Below are 18,854 nucleotides of genomic sequence, written 5' to 3'. Positions count from 1 at the left end.
CCACAGTCGTGGCCGCCGGGGCGGGCACGGCAAAGCTGATAAGCCGCCAGGACTTTCTCGCGTCCCTTGCGCTGTACGACGACGCCGCTCAGGCAGTGATGCGCGCCGTGGCGGCGAAGCTGCGCTGGGCGACACGTCGGCGACAGGAGTTCGGGAGTTGCGCGGTGGGGACCCGGGTGGCCCGGGTGCTGGGGGAACTGACCCGGGTGTACGGCCGGCCCTGCGAGGTCGGGATCTCGATCGGGGTGTCCCTCACCCAACCGGAGCTGGCGGCGCTGGTCGGGGCCTCCGAGCCGAGCGTACACAGGGTGTTACGGTCGCTCCGCGAGCATCGGGTCATAGAGACCGGGTACAGGCGGATCCTGGTGCGGGACGTCCCCGAACTCAGCCGGATCGCCGGTACGGACTGGGGCGCTCCGCCGCTCAGCGCGTCGCCCCGGCCAGCACCAGCCATACCGCCGCCGCCACGACCATGGCGGCGACCCAGCTGACGGCGCGGGCCGTATAGCCGTTCTTGAGTGCGGCGATCCGGGCGATGGCGTCCGCCGTCGCCCATGCCTGGGCAGCCAACTGCTCGCCGACCGCGCCGGAGTGGTCGGCGATGTCCAGTGAGAACCGGTTCGGTGCCGAGTGCCGCCCGGTACGCGGGCGGATCACCTGGACGAGCAGGTATCCCGATACGGTGAAGCTGAGCACGTACGCGAAAGTGGCGAGCCAGAAGAGTACGGCCAGCGGCTCGGTCGGCGCCGGGGCGCCGATCTGACCGACCTTCGTGGCGACGACGGCCGCGAGGCCGACGTGCACGGTGACCATCGTTCCGGCCTTGGCGTCGGCCTGTTGGGTGACCTGCTGGAACGAGACCATGGCGGCGACCGCAGCTGCCAACTCCTGTGCTGCCGGGGCGTGCTCGGCCATTGCTCAGTGCCCGCCGTGGTGGAAGTGATGGACGTGGTGGCCGGAATCGTGGTGATGCGGATCCGGATGATGATGATCCTGCTGGGGGTCGGGGTGATGGGGATCCGGATGGTGCGGGTCCGGGTGGTACGGGTCCGGGTGGTACGAGTCCTCCTGATGTGGATCCGCGTGGTGGGCGTCGTACGAAGCCGCCTGGTCCGGGCCGTCGAAGTCCCCGTCCCCGCAACCCGTATCCGTACCGGAATCCGGGAGCGCCCACTCCCGCAGCGTCTGGCTGTGCGAGACCACCGTGGCTGCGAGGTGCGCGGCGGCCAGCGCCGGTACGACGAACTCCCGCATGGCCGTGCGCCCCGGGGAGTGCCCCCAGATCACCGGTTCCGGGCTCGGATCCCTGGCGGGTGCCGACCTCGGCACGTGCAACCACGCGTCGGCGGCGAACTCCTTCTTCTCGGTGACCACATCGATATGCCGGAAGTCCGAGGCCGGTAGCCCGTGCGCCTGCTGCAGGAGCACGTCCTGGTACATGTCGTTCGGTACGGCGAGGGCCAGGTCGCTGTTCTCGTTGCGTTCCAGTGCGTCCCGCAGCCCGTCGGAGTCCACAAGGCGGCTGACCAGCACCACGCAGTCGCCCAGGTAGCCGCTGTCGCCCCGGGAGACGGACCCCTGTCCGAGCGCGGCCCGCATCCTGATCCGGCCGAAGGCACCGGGCGCCCGGTTCGCCTCGTACAGGCCGTCCCGCAGTCCGAGGATCAGCTCAGGGACCGCCCGCACGGTGTCGGTACGGGCCGGGAAGACCACCAGCCGCCCATCACCCTGCAGTTGCTGCTGCGTACGGACCCGCAGGACCCGGGCGCGGCGCAATGCATGCTCGACGACGAGGCGGAGCCGGGCCTGTGCGTCGGCCTGCTCGGTGTAGGTGTGACGGCTGTACTGGCGCAGGTCCACGGCCATGCACAGGCGCTTTCGGTAGCGGGCCATCAGAGCAACGCCAGTTCGTCGACGAGGTCGCCGAGGCCGTCGCCGGCCCGACGGAGCAGCGCGTCCAGCTGCTTGAGCTCGGCGCGGCGCTCCTCGACCACCGACTCGCCCTGCTGGCGGGCCTCCTGGGCCGACTCCACGCTCCGGGTCAGTTCCCTGGTCCGGGAGGAGAGCCCGCCGGTCACGTCAAGGGCGATCGGTTCCATGGTCGTAGTGGCGAACGCCTGGGCCGCCTCACGGGCCTGTTTGGGCGCGGCCAACCTGATCTGGGTGGCCATCTCGCGGCCGACCGCCTCCCGCATCTTGTTCTCCAGCCGACTGCCGGCCTCCCTGCTCTTGATGAGTCCGTGGACGACCATGGCGCCGATCAGGGTCGGGACCCCGAACGGGGTGAACATCCACGCCATGGCGATCGCCAGAGTGATCGGCAAGGTACGCAGCGCCTCCTTCGCCCCGAAGCGGGCGCCGACCATGCCGCCCGCCACTCCTCCGAGAACGAATCCGGCCGCCCCCGACAGGAACCGAGTGAGCGCCTGTTCCTCCTGGCGTTCCCCGGCACGCCCTGCGTCGCGTACCCCCGTGAGGCTGATCCGCAGCTCGTCCAGACGCGCCTCGAAGGAATCCAGCTGGGCGTTCATCCGCTCGGCGAGCTTCTCCAGGTCCTGGCGGATCACCGGCTCCAGCGAACCGGTCACCCAGTCGGCCACCTTCTCCTCGATGGCCCTCGCGGTGCCGGCGGCGATCTCCTGGGTGACCTGTTGGGCACGCTCGGGGACCTTCAGGGGGTTGATGCCGATCTTGGTCGTCAGGGGGACCTCCGCCGCGATCGCCGGAGCCTCGTCCGCCACCGACGCGAGGTAGCCGCCGAGCAGGCTTTCCACCCTGTCCTGGAGCATCCTGGTCTGGTTGCGGATGTCCAGCGAGATCTGCCGGGCCTGTACCTCCAGATCGTGAAGCGGCTGCTGGGCGGCTTCCCAGCGTCGTTCCAGTTCTGCGGTCTGCGTTTCGAGCAGGGCGAGTTCGTGGGGAATATTACGGTCGAGCTCGCGGGCGAGGCCGCGCAGGGCACGGGCCGGAGCGAGAAGCTTGACCTTGTGGCGGTCGGTCACCAGGTAGCGCTCCAGGGCCTGTTCCAGTTCGGCGACGCCGGAGTCCTCGTAGCCGGTGGCGTCGTCGGCGACCCGGGCGCGCAGCGCGGTCTTGGCATCGACGAAGTAGAAGCGGTTGTCGTCCCGGTCCTCGCCGCGCAGGCCGAGGATGCGCTGCCGTGCCCCGGCGACGACGTCGTCCCGTTCGGTGTCCTCGATGGCGTCGAAGTAGGTGAAGACGAAGAAGGGGTCGTGGGCGTCCAGGTAGGACGTGAGGAACTGCGACTCGCTGATGCTCATGGGGGCGATCGCGTGCTGGAGGAAGATCACCGCGTCCGCCTTGCGCAGGTGGGCGAGGGTGATCTCGTCGCGGTTGGCATGCTCGTTGAGGCCGGGTGAGTCGATCAGTACGACGTTGTGGCGGCACAGTTCCAGCGGCCAGATGACTTCTGCCTTGACGAAGGGATTGGGCTGGTCGCGTTCCATGCTGTTGACGGTGATGAGGGTGGTGAGTTCCTCGGGCTGGACGGTCTCGGGTACCGCGGTGTCCTCCCGCCGCAATCGGGCGGCCGGGGGTTCGCCGAACTTGACCTCGGTGATGACGGCGGTGGCGGGCGTCGCCTTGACCGGTAGTACCTGGGCACCCAGGAGGGCGTTGACGAAGGTGGACTTACCGCGGTTGAAGTCACCCACCACCATCACGTGGAAGGCGTCGCTGTCCATCCGTTCGAGCAGCGCGGTCACGACGCTTTCCGCCCCGCTGTTGCCGATCTGCCCGGCGATCTTACCGAGTTGGCGGCAGATCTCCATCAGCCGCAGGCGCTGGGCGTCCGCGGCGCCGTAACCTACCGCTTCCGTGGTCGTCATAGTCGTCTCTCTCCGTTCAGTTCTGGAGTTCGGCCCGGATACGTGCGGCCAGGGCGGCCGCGGGGCCGGCCAGGTCCGACCAGTCCGCGCCGGATCCGGGCGGGGATTCGAGCGCGTCCCGCCTGGCGTCGTGCCACACGAGGCGGGACTGCCGCAGTCGGTCGAACACGTCGGCGTAGATCTCCGAGAGCAGGTCGACGGCCTGCCGCAGGAAGGCCGTGGTGCTGTCGTCGACCACGCGGACGAGGACGGCGTCGACCTCTCGGCGCTGCTGTTCGGTGGCGGACCGGATGGCCCCCTCGGCCAGCAGGCCACCGATCAGGCTGAACCCCGCGCCGTAGATCATCGGGACAGGTGCCGACCGGGCGAGGGCGATCATGTAGCCGATGATGGCGCCGCCCTGGGCGCCGAGCCGGGTCGCCAGCCGGGTCCTGGACAGGTCGGAGATCTCGCCGGAGAGCCGCGATTCCACGGCGGGTCCGAGCCAGGCCGGGGCGGGGCTGTGGGAGGCACCGGGCAGCCGCCCGGCGACCTCGGCGTCGAGCCAGTCGGTGTCAGCGGTGAGGCCGGGCAGGACGGTGCGCTCGGACCGCTGGGCGAGCAGCGACAGTTCGTGCCGCAGCCGGAACGGCAGGTCTCGCTCCCACCAGCCACCCGGGTCCTGGGAGCGTTCCAGTTCCCAGCGCAGCCGCTCGATGAGACCGTCGCGTTCCTTCTGGATCTGCGCGCGCAGCCGGGTGGTGAGAGCGAGTTGACGCACCGTCAGGTCAATGCGGAGCTGCTCCCACTGCTGCTCCTCCTTCTCCAGCAAGGTCTGTGCCTGCTTGGCCCGCTCGTCGGCCTCGGTACGCGACAGCTGCCCGGCCGCGATGGCCTCGGCGGCTATCCGGGTCATCGCCTCACAGTGGTCGGCGACCTGGGCGGCGATGCGCCGGTCACGCCACAGCGCCCGTCCGCTGCCCCGGGCGAAGCCTTCGACGACTGAGCGCAGGACCGCCAGCTCCGGCTCTCCGCCGCCGGGCACCGGGGCCCGTACTACGGGGATGCGGCCGGGCAGGCCCTCAAGCCGCTGCCTGAGGTGCCGTACGGTCTCCTCGTGGTCCTCGGCGTCGACCAGGTCCATCATGGTCACCACGACGGCGGTGAACGGTACATGACGGCACAGGACCTCCTCCTGGAGAAGGCGGTATTCCGTACTGCTCATGGGAGAAACGGCGGAGACGACGAACAGGACGGCGTCGCTGGCGGCGGCAGTTCGGCGTACGTGCTCGAACTGCTCCTCACTGCCCGAGTTGACACCCGGCAGGTCCACCAACTCGGTGCCCAGCTCCGTCAGCCAGGCGTCGGCCACGGCGGCGACCACGGTGGGCTCGGGAAGCGCGGGGTGCTGGGACATCCCCTCCTGCGATCTCGGGGAGGGCAGGGTGCCGGTGAGGCCGTCCCAGGGGTCCCCGGCGTCGAGCCTGCGCAGTTCATGGTGCCCGTCCGGCCAGGTGAGCCGTACCGACTCCTCCTGGGCCGCCCGGACCGTCACCGGGGCACGAGTGACCGGGCGCCGCCCTGTGGGCAGCAGGTCGCGGCAGATCAGCCGGTTGATCAGGGTGGACTTGCCCCGGTTGAACTCCCCTACGACCGCTATCCGGAAGGCGTGTCTGCCACGCTCGGCGGCCAGGGCTTCCAGGGCGGCGCCGATCCGGTCCAGCCGGTATTCGTCGGCCAGTTGGCGGGCCTCCCGCAGCCAACCGGGAGCAGCGCCGCTGACATCGGCGACGTGGGCGGTGGTGAGCGGGGGCGGCGGAGTGCCGACGGCGGGCTGGGGACCGTTGTCCATGGGGTCACTACTCCTCGGCGTCGGGGACGGTGCGGATGGCCTTGCCGCGCAGAGCAGCGACCTTCTTGCGACGGCGGCGCGCGGCGGCCGCAGCCTTTTCCGCGGCGGCGATACCGGCTGCCAGTTCGGCGCGCTGCCGGTCGTTCGCGGTGGTGAGTCGGGCGATCTCGTCGCCCCACTCGTTGTCGTACTGCTCGCAGAGGGCGGCGACGCCGTCGCTGACGCCTCCGTGGACGCGCGGCAAGGACTCGGAGATGAGGGTGCCGATTTCGTCGTGCGCGGCGGCGATGATCGGGCGGGCCCGTTCCAGGAACTGCGCGCGGGCCGCGTCGGGGCCTCGCTTGCCGATGAGCGCGCCGAGCGCGCCACCGATGACAGTGCCGACGCCGGGGGCGATCAAGCTGCCGGCCAGGGCTCCGGCCATCGCCCCGCCGCCGGTGCGCCAGTTGTTGCTGGCGGTCAGCTGGGCGCCAATCTCGGTCAGCGTCTGGTCGACGCCGGACAGGTCCGGGGCGGGCAGGTCGGTCGCCGCCATCGGGGGCGCGACGGGTGCGGCCCAGACCTCACCGACCAGCCCGGCCAAGGCGCTGTACTGGGCGGTGAAGTCGCGCGCCAGCTCTTCGGCTCCGGACGTCAGCAGCTCACCGGCCCGGTCCGCTGCGGCACCCACGGCCCGCTCGGCCTCTTTCCGTAAGTGGAGTCGGACGATGCGGGAGACGTTTCCGGTCGCCTCGTCCATGTTGTTGATCTTGTCTCCGGCCACGGCGGCGACCACTTTCGTGTCCAGCTCCGCCCGGGACGCCACCGGAATACTGGTCAAGGCAGCGTGATTCAGATCGTTCCCGGCCCGCTCCAGGGTTCGTTTGGCCCGGGCACTCAGGAAGGCCGGGAAGTCCGGCAGCGACAGGGCGGCCAGCCCACGCTCCGTACGGCTGAGTGCGGCACGCTGGGTCTCCGCGGATTCCTCCACGGCGGACAGCAGCTGGGAGAGCAGCCCGAGCACCGTGGCCGCGATGGCGGACTGCCGTCTCTCGGTGGCCAGCCGCGCGATCCGCGCCTCGACCGCGAGGAACCGCGGAAGGTGCTCCGACTCGGACGCGGACCGGGACGCGCCGGGCCCGTGGGCATCGGACTTGGTGATCTCCTTCAGCGCCTCCCCAGGGGCGCAGGGCAGAAGCACCGGATCGCTGATCCCCAGATCTTTCAGCCGGTTCTCGACGACCTCCACGACCTCGGATCGTTCGTCGTCATCGAGCAGGTCGACCTTGGTGAGCACGAATGCGCACCGGTCGTGGTGGTCCAGCAGCGGCCCGTTGAGAAAGTCCACCAGCGTCATCGACATCGCGGCGACGGCCGGCACCACCACCAGCGCGAGGTCCGCCTGCTCTGCGGCAGCCACAGCCAGCTCCCGGTGCCCCCGGTTGCTCACGCTGAACCCTGGCGTGTCGAGCACCGTGGTACCGCCACCCAGCAACCGGACGGGCGACAGGACCTCCAGACCCCGTACCTGTTCAGCCAAGTCGGTGGTCAGCACCCACTCCAGTGCGTCCTCCAGATCGGCCGGCCCGGACACATGACGCCGCCCCGTCCACTGGGCGAACGCCACCGACGGCCAAGTCAGGACGGCATCGTCAGCTGTGCGGACCACCAAGCCCTCGGCACCGTCCCGGTAGCGCAGCACTGTGGTGGTGTGCGTGGTCACCCGGGCGGAGGAGGGCAGCAGCCTGCGCTGCAGAAAGGCATTGAGCAGGGTGCTCTTGCCGCTGGACGCCTCGCCGAACACCGCGACCCGCAGCTCCGGGTCCGCAGCGCGCGTCTGGACCGCGCGGAGATGGCAACGCAACAGGTCCCGACGTTCGGCGGGGAGGCGAAGACTGCCGAGCAGGCCGTGGATCCACCGCAGATGCCCGTCGACCGCCGAGGCCCACGCCTCCCCCTGACCGTTCACCAACAGCTGTTTCGTCACGCCGCCAGCGTAGGAACGGCTGCCGGGTCAACTTCTCATCAGACGATGGGATCGGCGCGATATGCCCCTCACCTCGGCCCGGCCCACGGAACCGCGGCGCAGGCAAGGGAAACCCCTCACCGCGTCCGGGAACGAAGGAACCCTGCCCCGCGACGCGACGCCGCCCATGCGCAGAGGGCCGGGCTCGCGACCGACACCAACTCCCGGGTGGAAGTAGCCGGTTACCTTGCTCAAGGCGCTTGAACGGCGCCCTGTTGAAGGGATTGAAAAATGGCAGACCTGTTTACCGTGAGGGTTACCGTCCGCGGTTACGAGATCGATGCGCAGGGGCACCTCAACGGCACGGTGTATCTGCAGCATGCGGAGCACGCGCGCTGGGAGTTGCTGCGGGCAGCCGGAATCGAACAGAAGGCACTGCTGGCGAAGGGTGTCGGCCCGGTCAATCTGGAGACCACGATCCGGTATCACCGCGAGGTGGTCGCAGGTGATGACGTCGACATAACCTGCGCGTTCATCTTCGGGGAGGGCAAGTCGTTCCAGGTGGAGCAGACGTTCCACCGTACGGACGACAACACTCTCGTGGCCGAGGTCGTCAGCGTCGGAGGTCTGCTCGACCTGAAGGCACGCAAGCTGGTCGCCGACCCGCACGAGTACTTCCGCGCCGTGGCCTCCGACCCTGGCGTGTTCGGCCTCTGACACGGTTCCACCGGGCCGCTGTCGCGGCCCGGAGGAACTCCGGTGCGAGTGTCAGCCGCCGACCAGGCGCACCGTGCTCAGGATCTTCCGTACCGTCGCGTCCGGCACCTCACCCGCAACGTCCTTCGCGCCGAGGAAGGTCCAGGACACGAAGTCGCCCTTGGAGTCCTCGAAGGCGAATGTGGTGGCCTTGCCGTCGGTGTCGCACTTGCCCTTCTTCTCGACGCCGGAGGACACCGCCGTCGCCACGCTGCCCTTGATGCCGGACCTCGCGGTGTACGGCTCCACCGCACCGGTCTTGATCTTCTTCTTGTCCGGCTGGGTGTACGCGCCGTAGAGCCACAGGGACACGCTGTTGCGGGCGGCCTCCTCTGTGGTCCTGGCCCCCTTCTCGCCTCTGGAGCCGGCAGTGGCGAGCGCCGTGTCCTCCGGGGTGCCGTTCTTGTCGTCGTCGGACTGGCACCACTTCTCCTTGAACATCGCCGGGGCCGAGAAGCCGATGAGGGGCTTTTCCTCCGGGTCGTTGTTGTCGGAGACGTAGCTGGACCAGCTCGGCGACTTCAGCCGCCATTCCGGGGGAACGTCGAAAGCGATGCCGCGCTTCGGGTTCACCACGACCTTCCAGCCGGGAATCACCGGTTTCGGGTCGGCGGCGTCGCGCGCATCGTCGTCACCCGAACCGGTCGGCCCGGACGCCGGGGACGACGCCGATCGGGTCGGCCCCGGATCCGCCGTGTCGTCCTTGTCGCCGCCCAGGACCAGATAGCCGGTCACACCGGCGGCGATGACGACGGCGGTGGCCGCGGCGACGGCGACGGCCGTCGTGCTGCGGCCGCCGCGCGGAGGCTCGGGCGGCGAACCCGTCGCGTACGGATTCGGCTGCTGATACGGATTCACATACCCGTCCTGGGAGTGCTGCTCGCCCCCCGGCGGCTGTCCTGGCCACATGAGAAGCCACCATAGAGGGGCCGTCGGGAGGGGCTGGGGCCGGGCCGCGCGACCACCGAAAAACACCCACTCGCGCACGGGATGTATCCATACGCTCACTCCATGTGGCGAGCGCGGATGATCGCCCATAACTTCGGCTCATGACGAAACGACAGTTCACGTGCCTCGCATGCACCGCGGTCATCATGGTCTCCGGACTGGGCGCAGCCGCTCCGTCCGCCGGCGCGGCCACCCACACGGTGCATCCGGGCGAATCGATCCAGAAAGCGGTGAACGCCGCCAGTCCGGGAGACACCATTGTCATCGCGGCCGGCACCTACCGCGAAAGCGTCCTTGTCACGAAGTCGAACCTGACCCTGAGCGGGATGGGCGACGCGACCGTGATCAAGCCGCGGAGGGCGACCACGCCGACCACGAACGTCTGCGCCCAGGCCGGCAACGGCATCTGTGTGACGGGTAAGGCGAAGAAGGACGTAGTAGGCGTCAGCATCCGCTCACTGACCCTTTCCGGCTTCAAGAAGAGCGCCATCTGGGCCACCCGCACCGACCGGCTGACGGTCCAGCAGGTGACGGCCGAGAAGAACGGCACCTGGGGCATCGCCCAGGAGATGTCCACCCGGTCGGTGATCCGTAACAACACGGTCCGGGACAGCGGAGACGCCGGCATCTTCATCGCCAACACGGTCGACCGGGAGGGCGGGGCGACCGACACCAAGAGGACGGTGATCGCGTACAACCGGCTGACGGGCAACCGGATCGGAGTCACGGTCAGGCGGGTCAGAAACCTCAGCGTCCGCGCCAACACCATGACCGGAAACTGCGCCGGCCTGTTCATCGTGGGCGACGAGTCGAAGCCCGCAGCCGGGGCGATGACCGTCCGCGACAACTGGATCTTCCGGAACAACAAGTTCTGCCCCGCCACCACCCGCCTCCCCGCCATTCAGGGATCCGGCATCGTCCTCACCGGTACCGAGTCCGCCGTCGTCACATCGAACCTGATCATGGAAAATGTCGGCTCCTCGCCGCTCTCCGGCGGAGTCGTGCTGTTCCAGAGCTTCGTGGGCGCCGTCAACACCGGCAATGTCATCAAGGACAACTGGGTGCAGGGCAACAAGTCGGCTGACCTGGCCAACCGGGGTGGCGGAACGCGCAACGAGTTCCTCAGCAATGAGTGCCTGGCTTCCGAACCCGCAGGGATGTGCTGAGTGTTCCCCCTCAGCAGGAGAATCGAGGCGGTATGACCACCGTAAGTCCCACCCCCGTCACCACCACCGTCACCACCCCCGTCGTGCCCACCCCCCCGCCCGCCATGCGGCTGCGCGAGCTTGTCTTCGGGGCGGCGTGCGCCGCTGCCGTACGCGCGGCCGCCCGGCTGGGCGTGGCCGACGCGCTCGGCGATTCACCCGCCACCGCGGAGCAGCTCGCGACCGCGGTGGACGCCGAACCCAAGTCGCTGCGCCGGCTGCTGCGCACCCTGTCCTGCTACGGCATCTTCGTCGAGACCGAGGACGGGACGTTCGCCCACACGGACATGTCGCTGATGCTGCGCGAGGACGATCCCAACAGCCTGCGGTACATCGCTCTGTGGTGCACAGAGCCGTGGACCTGGGACGCCTGGCCCCGGCTCGACGAGGCGGTGCGTTCCGGCGGGAGCGTCTTCCACGAGCTGTACGGCAAGGGGTTCTTCGAGTACCTGCACCAGGACGCGCACGAGTCGGCCCAGGTGTTCAACCGGGCCATGACCACATCCAGCAGGCAGTCGGCGCTGGAAGTCGCGGAGCTCCTCGACCTGACCGGTATCTCGGTGGTCGCGGACATCGGCGGCGGCCAGGGGCATGTGCTCGCGAGCCTGCTGGAGAAGCATCCGGCCGTCCGGGGCACGCTGCTCGATCTGCCCGACGTGGTCGCGAAGGCGGATCCCCGGCTGCGGGAAGGGGGTTCGCTCGCGGATCGGGTCCGTATCGTCCCCGGAGACTGCCGCCAGGACATCCCGGTCGAGGCCGATCTCTACATCATCAAGAACATCCTGGAGTGGGACGACGAGAGCACCCGCAGAACTCTGGGGAACATCGTCGCGGCGGCGCGGCCGGGGGCCCGGGTCGTGGTCATCGAGAACCTCGTGGACGACACTCCCTCGATGAAGTTCACCACGGCCATGGATCTGCTCCTGCTGCTCAACGTCGGCGGCGCGAAGCACACCAAGCAGAGCCTGGTGGAAAGAGTGACGAAGGCGGGTCTGCTCATCGGCGAGATCCGCCCGGTCAACCCGTACCTCGACGCGTTCGAATGCACCGTCCCCGGGTGACCGTGGTCGCTCTCCGCACCTCAACACGCGCAACAACGCCCCGAGTCCGGCTTCTCAGCCCGGACCCGGGGCGATCGCATGTCCTCATGTGGTTCCGTCGCGCTCCCACCGGTAGAACTGGTGGGCCATCGCGTCCTTCGGGGTGCGCCAGGTCTCCGGGTTGTACGGACTGACGAAGGCCGTGAGCCGGTCGCTGATGTCCCGGAAGGCCGGATGTTCCGTCACCTTCGCGATCTCCGGGCCGGGCGGCTTCTCGGACTCGATCAGGTGCATGTACACATCGCCGAACTGGAACAGGCTGCGGCGGGTGACTCCGACGAGGTGCGGAAGTTCACCGGCGTCGGAGGCCGCGAACAGCTTGGCGATGTCCGGGGCCGATTCCGGCGCCATACGGGCGACGATCAGAGCTTGGTGCATCGGGAGGCTCCCTTTCCTTGCCCGGGCTCAGTTGGGGGTGACGGCGGCGGTACGGCTGTCGCGGTCGCGCTGCTCGATCTTGTCCCGGATGAGTTCCATCTGGACCCGGGAGTTGCGGTTGATGTTGTCGGTCATCCAGGCGTCGTCGACCGGGGCTTCCGGCTTCATCGCGAAGTCCTGGGTCCAGTGCATCCGGGTGCCGCCGGGGACCTCCGTGTACTCCCACCGGATGTCCATGCGCTCGAAGGGGCCGGTCTCAACGCGGCGGGCCCGTACCTTCCGGCCCTTGCGGTCGATCGTCCGTTCCGAAACCCAGCTCCAGATCTTGCCGTTCTCGTCGGGGTGCATGGTCAGCCGGAAGGTCGTCGTGTCTCCCTCCCGGGACAGGACCTCGACCGACGCGTACTCGCTGAACAGCTGAGGCCAGTTCTCGAGGTCGTTGGTCATGTCCCACACGAGGTCCAGGGGGGCGGCGACGGTGATTTCGTTCTCGGTGTGTCCGGGCACGTCAGGCTCCAGTCATGAGGCTGTTGTTGACGAGTTCGAGGAACTCCTGCGGGGTCTTGCACCGGTCCGCGTCGGCGGGCAGGGGACGGCCGTGCCGGTTCTCCAGCTCGCCGACGATGCCGAGCAGGCCCAGCGAGTCGAGGCCGAACTCGTCGAAGCGGGTGTTGGGCCGGTTTGCCAGGTCCAAGGGGTCGACGGTGACGCCGGCGCCCTTCTTCATCAGTGCGGCCAGTTCTTGGATGGTCAGAGCGGACATGAGTGCTCTCCTTCTCATGAGGGGGTTTCGGTGGCGTGCCGCAGCACCAGTGCCGCGTTCGAGCCCATGAGCCCGCGGCTCAGCACCAGCGCAGTCCGCAGCTGAGCGGGTCGCGCCCGGCCGGTCACGACATCGAGGTCGTGGCACACGTCGAAGACATTGGGAGTGGGTGGTACGAGGTCGCGCTCCATGGCCAGCACGGCGGCGGCCGCGTCGAGCACGGGTCCGCCGCAGTAGGCCCGGCCGATACCGGTCTTGGGCGCCGTCACCGGTACCTTGCAGCCGTGTGCGCCCAGCGCGTCGGCGATCGCCATCGCCTCGGCGCGGTCGGCCTCCGGTACGCCGAGCGCGTCCGCGAAGACCACGTCGATCTCCTCCGGCGCGCACTCGGCTTCCCTCAGAGCGCCACGGATCGCCTGGGCCAGTCCCTCCCGGGACTCCTCCCACCGCGACGGTCCGGTGAAGGTCGCGGCGTGCCCGGCCACCCGGGCGCGGACCCGGGCCCCTCGGCGGCGGGCCGCAGTCTCCTCCTCGACCACCAGCATCGCGCCGCCTTCGGCAGGGACGAAGCCGCAGGCGTCGGCGGTGAACGGCCGGTAGGCGCGGTCCGGTTCCTCGCAGGTGCTGAGATCCTCGTACCCCAGCTGGCAGACGACCGAGTAGGGCGCCAGCGGGGCTTCCGCGGCACCGACCACGACCGCGTCGGTGCCGCGGCGGATGGCACCGGCGGCATGCGCGAGCGCGTCGAGCCCGCCCGCCTCGTCGCTGGCCACGACGCCGCACGGCCCCTTGAAGCCGCCGCGGATGGATATCTGGCCGGTGCTCGCGGCGTAGAACCAGGCGATGGACTGGTACGGGCCGACGAAGCGGGAGCCCTGTCCCCACAGCCGCTGCAGTTCGCGCTGTCCGAACTCGCCACCACCGGAGCCCGCCGCGGTCACCACGCCCACGGCGAAGGGCGAACCCTCGTAGTCGCCGCGGCCGAGCCGGGCGTCCTCCATGGCGAGATCGGCCGCTGCCATCGCGAAGTGCGTGAACCGGTCCGTCTGGACGAGAAAGCGCTCCTCTATCAGCGCAGTCGCGTCGAAGTCGCGCACCTCGCCCGCGACGCGGAGCGGAAGATGCTCGCAGCCCTCGCGGGTGACGCGGTCGAGGACGCTGACGCCCTCGTGGGTCGACTTCCAGAAGGCCTCGGTGTTGGCCCCGTTGGGGGCTATGACACCGATGCCGGTGACGACCGTGTGCCGATCCTGCCGGGAGCTCATAGGGTCCTCCCACTTGGTCTGGTCATGACGACCGCCGACTGGAAACCGCCGAATCCGCTGCCCACCGAGAGCACGCTGTGCAGCTTCCGTGAGCGGGCGGTGCGCGGCACATAGTCGAGGTCGCACTCGGGGTCGGGGGTCTCGTAGTTCGCCGTCGGCGGCACCACCTGGTGGGCCATGGCCAGTACGCAGGCCACGAGCTCGATCGCGCCGATGGCGCCCAGCGAGTGGCCCACCATGGATTTGATGGAGCTCATGGGCGTTTTGAAGGCGTGGTCGCCCAGTGAGCGTTTCACCGCGGCTGTCTCGTGCCGGTCGTTCTGCTTGGTGCCGGAGCCGTGTGCGTTGACGTAGTCGATCTGTGAGCTGTCGATACGGGCGTGGTCGAGGGCGGTGTTGATCGCCTGGGCCATCTCCAGTCCCTCGGGGGTGAGCCCGGTCATGTGGTAGGCGTTGCCGAAGGTGGCGTAACCCCCTATCTCGCAGTACACGGTCGCGCCGCGGGCACGAGCGTGCTCCAGGTCCTCCAGGATGAGGACGGCGCCGCCCTCGCCCATGACGAACCCGTCCCGGTTGGCGTCGAACGGCCGGGAGGCGTGGGCCGGGTCGTCGTTGTTCGGCGAGGTGGCTTTGATCGCGTCGAAGCACGCCACGGTGATGGGTGAGATGGGCGAGTCCGACGCGCCCGCTATGCAGACGTCGAGCCGGCCCTCCTCAATGGCGTGGAAGGCATAGCCGATCGCGTCGAGTCCCGAGGTGCAGCCCGTCGAGACGGTCTGCACCGGGCCGTGGGCACCTACCTGCTCGGCCACCGCGGAGGCGAGTGAGCTGGGCGAGAACGCGCGCTGCAGATGAGGTCCGGCCGGGTGGTGGTCCACGTCCCAGTACGTGCCGCTCTCGCTGACGGCGACGTAGTCGTGCTCGAGACGTGTGGTGCCGCCGACCGCGGTGCCCAACGACACCCCGATGCGCCAGGGATCCTCCTTCTCGGGGTCGAGACCGGCGTCACGTACCGCCTCCCGGGCGGCCACCAGCGCGAACTGGATGTACCGGTCCGAGCGCGCCACCTGGTTCTCGTCGAGGCCGTGCGCCGCCGGATCGAAGTCGACCTCGGCGGCGATACGGGAGCGGAAACCCTCCGGGTTGAAGAGGGTGATGCCCCGCGTCGCCGTACGGCCGTTGGCGAGCAGGTCCCAGAACGCCGTGGCGCCGACTCCGCCGGGGGCGACGATACCGACCCCGGTGACCGCCACCCGCCGGTTCACGACACCGCCCCAGTCCGTTCCGGCGGCAGGCCCTGCTCGGAGTGCTCGGTGTTCTCGGTGTTCTCGGTGTCGACGTGCCCGAGCTCCGGGCGCGGGGCCAGCGGACCGAGGTGGAACACCATGCGGGCCTCCACGTTTCCGACGTTGCGGAACCGGTGGCGCATATTCAGCGGGATCATGAGGCCCTGATCGGGTCGCATCGCATGCGTCTCTCCGTCCAGGTCCACCTCGAGGAGCCCGCTGACGACGTAGACGAACTCCTCGGAGTACGGGTGGTAGTGCTCCCCGATGCGCTCACCGGGCTGCACGATGGCCAGCCCCATGAAGCCAGTGGTGGCACCCACCGCGGTCGGGGTGAGCATGGCGCGCAGGTCGCCTCCGCGCCTGCGGTTGGGCTGGGTCTCGCTGAGGTCCACGATGCGTGGGCGGTGCGTGGTCATGACTGCTTCCTCCAGGTGCGTTGCCCCCGACGGCCTTGGCCGCGTGGCTGGATGGGCCGGACAATCGGGTTCAGGATTCCGACGAGGCGCACCGGTCCGTGATCAGGCGCATGTCGGAGCTGGCGAGGAAGCGTGAGAACTCCTCGTCGGTGGTCGGCACGCCGTCCTTTCCGGTGGCGAGCAGACGGGTGAGCGTGGCCGCCTTCCTGGCACCGCTGATGCCGAGCGCCAGTTCGGGCCGCGCCTTGAGCGGGCCGTTCATGTCGATGAGCCGGACCACGATGTCGTCGCGCTGGAAGATGGTGCAGCTCGCGATGGGGGTCGTGGGGTCGTTGGCCGCCGTCTCGGACTGCTTGGCGAGCAGCCGGGCCAGGGCCATCCCGCAGCCCTCCTTGGCCTGGTAGAGCAGCGCGTGCCGGTGTACGTCGGTGGGCGAGGGCCCGTCGGCCGCCACATGGTGGACCGCCGGGAGCGCCGCCCGGGTGAAGAACATCCGGGCGGAGTCCTGATCGTTCAGGTCCCGGTCCTGCTCCAGATACGGGTTGATGGCCTCCTCCACCTTCCTGACCTCCGGCTGGCGGGCCACGTAGCGCAGCGCCGCGAGCAGGTCCCCCTGCACCTCGATGGCCCGCACGACGCGGTTGCCGTGCATGAAGAGCGAGGTACGGCGCAACCGGGTGTGCTCGTCGACCTGGGCCGCCGGGGAGGTGTAGCCGGCGAGGATCTTCGCGACCTCCTTCTCGCTGCCCGGCTTGACCGTGAAGGTGAGCGCGTGCCGGACCACGCCGTCCCCGAGCCTGGGCGAGGCCTGGAGCCCGCCCTTGAGCTTGTCAGGGGCGCCGCCTGCGGCCCCTTCGGTCTCCCGCAGAACGCTGAACCGCAGCGACCGCGTGTCGCGCACGCAGCTGTGCAGCGGCTGGACCGTCTCGACGTGCTCCTCGCTGTTCACCCAGGCCAGGAAGGGCGGTGCGCTCTCCCATTCGCTGGTGATGAGCCACTGCGACGGGTTCTCGATCGACTGGCAGAGCTGGTCGCTGATGTGACCGGGGATCGACGCCACCTGGTTGCGCAGATGCTCGTACGCCTCCAGGAACTGGTTCTGGGCACCGTCATGAAGATCCAATAGCAGGACGACCCGAAGCCTGGAGCCGTCGAAGGCGGACTGCGATGTCCGTTCCGACAGGGTTGTCATCTTTCACTCTCCTTTGCGACAGCGTGGCCGCCACTTCGCGTGGACCTCGTCCGTCGTCAGTGGAATCCGCCGGGTCAATCGCCCTGCGGATACGGACGGTCCGCCTCCCATGTGTTGGGGGGCGCTCCCGCAACCGATCGTGGTCCGGTACCACGAGTGGCGCGAGAGCTGAGAACCATGCGGGTGAATGCGGGAGCAAACGGCTTCCGTAGAGGGCATGAAAGTTCCATCCCCCTAGGGCGGCAGGAGCTGGAGCAACTCATGGAATTGGAAGAGAACATCGACCACCGCGTGCCGGTCCTGATCGTGGGCGGGTCCCTGGTGGGCCTGTCCACCTCGCTGTTCCTGGGCCGCCTCGGCATCAGTCACCTGCTGATCGAGAAGCACTCAGGCACTTCGAAGCACCCGCGTGGACGCGGGAACAACGTTCGGACGATGGAGCTGTTCCGCGGCGCCGAGGCAGAGCCGGAGATCCGGCAGGCCGCATCGGTCCTCGCGGAGAACCACGGCATCCTGCAAGCGGGATCGCTGACCGGCGACGACCAGGAGTGGCTGTTCAAGGAGATCGACCCCGGTGGTGCGCTCGCGCGCTTCAGCCCGAGCTCGTGGTGCCTCTGCAGTCAGAACGACCTCGAACCCGTGCTGCTGTCCTGCGCCCGGAAGGAGGGCGGCGACCTGCGGTTCTCCACCGAACTGATGACCTTCGAGCAGGACGCGACGGGCGTGAGCGCGGTCATGAAGGACCGGGAGACCGGCAAGCACACCAAGGTGCGCGCGGACTATCTCGTCGCGGCCGACGGGCCGCGGAGCCCTATCCGGGAGCAGCTCCGCATCGGCCAGACGGGCCACGGCGACCTGTTCCACAACGTGAGTATCACCTTCCGTTCGCGGCGGCTCGCGGAGGCGCTGGGCGACCGGCGCTTCATCTGCTGCTACCTCACCAACCCCGAGGCGGACGGCGCTCTGCTGCCCGTGGACAACAAGGAGCAGTGGGTGTTCCACGCGCCGTGGCACCCGGAGCAGGGCGAGACGCTCGCGGACTTCACCGACGAGCGGTGCATCGAGCACATCCGCCGGGCAACGGACGTGTCAGGCATGGATGTTGAGATCACCGGCATGGCGCCGTGGCACGCCGCGGAACGGGTCGCCGAGCGGTACTTCTCGGGCCGGGTCTTCCTCGCCGGGGACTCGGCTCACGAGATGTCCCCGACCGGAGCTTTCGGCTCCAACACCGGAATCCAGGACGCGCACAACCTCGCCTGGAAGCTCGCGGCGGTGCTGGAGGGCGCGGCGGGGCCGGAACTGCTCTCGACGTACGAGTCGGAGCGGCTGCCGGTGGCGCGCGCGACGAGCGAGCGCGCATCGGCCCGCTCCGCCGAACACAGCCACCCGGGGTACGCGCCCGTCGCCACCCCGGGCGGCGGGCGGCAGGGCGGGATCCTCAATGTGGCCATGGGTTACGGCTACCCCCGCGGCGCCGTCCTGGGTGTGGACCCCGAACGGCCCGTGGTGCCCGAGCGAATGCAGCTGACGGGCGAACCCGGCACCAGGTCCCCCCATATGTGGGTCGTCAGATCGGGTGAGCGGATGTCCACGCTGGACCTCTACGAGCAGGCGTTCGTGCTGCTCAGCTCGGAGGGCACGGCGTGGCGTGCGGCGGCCCGGAAGGTCGCCGAGCTGCTGACCGTGCGGCTTGACGCGTACGCGATCGGTGCGGGACCGGACGCCGACCTGACGCCCGGGAACGGGGCCGACTGGGCCGAGACGCACGGCACGACGGCGGAGGGCGCGCTGATCGTACGCCCGGACGGCTTCGTCGCCTGGCGGTCGGCGGGCGCGGTGGCTGATCCGGAGGCCACCGTCCGCGAGGTCATGACGAAGTTGCTGTACCGCGACTGACCGTACCGCCGAAAGCCGC

The 18,854-nt window shown here is 69.3% G+C and carries 18 protein-coding genes; 5 read left to right on the top strand and 13 right to left on the bottom strand.

Annotated elements, in window-relative coordinates; translation table 11 throughout:
- The first annotated feature begins 98 nt into the window (after window positions 1-98).
- The gene (locus OG735_RS42090) at window positions 99-491 is read left to right on the top strand and encodes a Crp/Fnr family transcriptional regulator (RefSeq protein ID WP_442812634.1); all 393 of its coding nucleotides are present in this window, start codon (window positions 99-101) and stop codon (window positions 489-491) included.
- Here OG735_RS42090 and OG735_RS32820 read toward each other — a convergent pair.
- The 5 genes from OG735_RS32820 to OG735_RS32800 are packed head-to-tail and all read right to left on the bottom strand — an operon-like array spanning window position 424 to window position 7,645.
- On the bottom strand, window positions 424-915 hold the full coding sequence (locus OG735_RS32820) for a hypothetical protein (RefSeq protein WP_327326760.1): 492 nt from the start codon (window positions 913-915) through the stop codon (window positions 424-426). The genes OG735_RS42090 and OG735_RS32820 overlap by 68 nt on opposite strands.
- 3 nt (window positions 916-918) lie before the next feature.
- Window positions 919-1,893: a hypothetical protein gene (locus tag OG735_RS32815; protein ID WP_327326759.1), complete on the bottom strand. Its 975-nt coding sequence runs from the start codon at window positions 1,891-1,893 to the stop codon at window positions 919-921.
- Window positions 1,893-3,848, bottom strand: coding sequence for a dynamin family protein (locus OG735_RS32810; protein ID WP_327326758.1), 1,956 nt, complete (start codon window positions 3,846-3,848; stop codon window positions 1,893-1,895). Before OG735_RS32810 ends, OG735_RS32815 begins: the two co-directional genes overlap by 1 nt.
- 16 nt (window positions 3,849-3,864) lie before the next feature.
- Complete coding sequence (locus OG735_RS32805; protein ID WP_327326757.1) at window positions 3,865-5,679, bottom strand: dynamin family protein; 1,815 nt, start codon at window positions 5,677-5,679, stop codon at window positions 3,865-3,867.
- A gap of 7 nt (window positions 5,680-5,686) precedes the next feature.
- Window positions 5,687-7,645: a dynamin family protein gene (locus tag OG735_RS32800; RefSeq protein WP_327326756.1), complete on the bottom strand. Its 1,959-nt coding sequence runs from the start codon at window positions 7,643-7,645 to the stop codon at window positions 5,687-5,689.
- Window positions 7,646-7,915: 270 nt separating this feature from the next.
- Between OG735_RS32800 and OG735_RS32795 the strand changes: the two genes are divergently transcribed.
- The gene (locus tag OG735_RS32795) at window positions 7,916-8,341 is read left to right on the top strand and encodes an acyl-CoA thioesterase (protein WP_327326755.1); all 426 of its coding nucleotides are present in this window, start codon (window positions 7,916-7,918) and stop codon (window positions 8,339-8,341) included.
- Window positions 8,342-8,392: 51 nt separating this feature from the next.
- Here the strand turns inward: OG735_RS32795 and OG735_RS32790 are convergent, their stop codons facing one another.
- Window positions 8,393-9,289, bottom strand: a complete 897-nt coding sequence (locus tag OG735_RS32790; protein ID WP_327326754.1) for a hypothetical protein — start codon at window positions 9,287-9,289, stop codon at window positions 8,393-8,395.
- 140 nt (window positions 9,290-9,429) lie between these two features.
- Here OG735_RS32790 and OG735_RS32785 point away from each other — a divergent pair, with 140 nt between their 5' ends.
- Together OG735_RS32785 and OG735_RS32780 are read left to right on the top strand one after the other, a co-directional pair.
- Complete coding sequence (locus OG735_RS32785; RefSeq protein ID WP_327326753.1) at window positions 9,430-10,494, top strand: right-handed parallel beta-helix repeat-containing protein; 1,065 nt, start codon at window positions 9,430-9,432, stop codon at window positions 10,492-10,494.
- 32 nt (window positions 10,495-10,526) lie between these two features.
- Window positions 10,527-11,594 carry a methyltransferase gene (locus tag OG735_RS32780; protein ID WP_327326752.1) on the top strand — a complete coding sequence of 356 codons (1,068 nt, stop codon included), beginning with the start codon at window positions 10,527-10,529 and terminating at the stop codon, window positions 11,592-11,594.
- Between the two features lie 84 nt (window positions 11,595-11,678).
- Here the strand turns inward: OG735_RS32780 and OG735_RS32775 are convergent, their stop codons facing one another.
- The 7 genes from OG735_RS32775 to OG735_RS32745 form a co-directional block, all read right to left on the bottom strand.
- A complete protein-coding gene (locus tag OG735_RS32775; protein WP_327326751.1) occupies window positions 11,679-12,011 on the bottom strand; it encodes a TcmI family type II polyketide cyclase in 333 nt (110 codons plus the stop codon).
- A gap of 27 nt (window positions 12,012-12,038) precedes the next feature.
- Complete coding sequence (locus OG735_RS32770) at window positions 12,039-12,518, bottom strand: SRPBCC family protein (RefSeq protein WP_327326750.1); 480 nt, start codon at window positions 12,516-12,518, stop codon at window positions 12,039-12,041.
- Between the two features lies 1 nt (window position 12,519).
- A complete protein-coding gene (locus tag OG735_RS32765; protein ID WP_327326749.1) occupies window positions 12,520-12,774 on the bottom strand; it encodes an acyl carrier protein in 255 nt (84 codons plus the stop codon).
- 14 nt (window positions 12,775-12,788) lie between these two features.
- On the bottom strand, window positions 12,789-14,039 hold the full coding sequence (locus OG735_RS32760; protein ID WP_327326748.1) for a beta-ketoacyl synthase N-terminal-like domain-containing protein: 1,251 nt from the start codon (window positions 14,037-14,039) through the stop codon (window positions 12,789-12,791).
- Complete coding sequence (locus OG735_RS32755; RefSeq protein ID WP_327326747.1) at window positions 14,036-15,304, bottom strand: beta-ketoacyl-[acyl-carrier-protein] synthase family protein; 1,269 nt, start codon at window positions 15,302-15,304, stop codon at window positions 14,036-14,038. Before OG735_RS32755 ends, OG735_RS32760 begins: the two co-directional genes overlap by 4 nt.
- On the bottom strand, window positions 15,301-15,744 hold the full coding sequence (locus tag OG735_RS32750) for a cupin domain-containing protein (protein WP_327326746.1): 444 nt from the start codon (window positions 15,742-15,744) through the stop codon (window positions 15,301-15,303). Before OG735_RS32750 ends, OG735_RS32755 begins: the two co-directional genes overlap by 4 nt.
- A 70-nt stretch (window positions 15,745-15,814) precedes the next feature.
- Entirely contained in the window at window positions 15,815-16,936 is a 1,122-nt protein-coding gene (locus tag OG735_RS32745) for a SchA/CurD-like domain-containing protein (RefSeq protein WP_327326745.1), read from the bottom strand.
- Window positions 16,937-17,203: 267 nt separating this feature from the next.
- Between OG735_RS32745 and OG735_RS32740 the strand changes: the two genes are divergently transcribed.
- The gene (locus OG735_RS32740; RefSeq protein ID WP_327328531.1) at window positions 17,204-18,835 is read left to right on the top strand and encodes an FAD-dependent oxidoreductase; all 1,632 of its coding nucleotides are present in this window, start codon (window positions 17,204-17,206) and stop codon (window positions 18,833-18,835) included.
- The last annotated feature ends 19 nt before the right edge of the window (window positions 18,836-18,854 follow it).

It is taken from the genome of Streptomyces sp. NBC_01210, from assembly GCF_036010325.1.
Taxonomy (GTDB): domain Bacteria; phylum Actinomycetota; class Actinomycetes; order Streptomycetales; family Streptomycetaceae; genus Streptomyces.
This window is presented reverse-complemented; position numbering and strand designations above follow the sequence as displayed.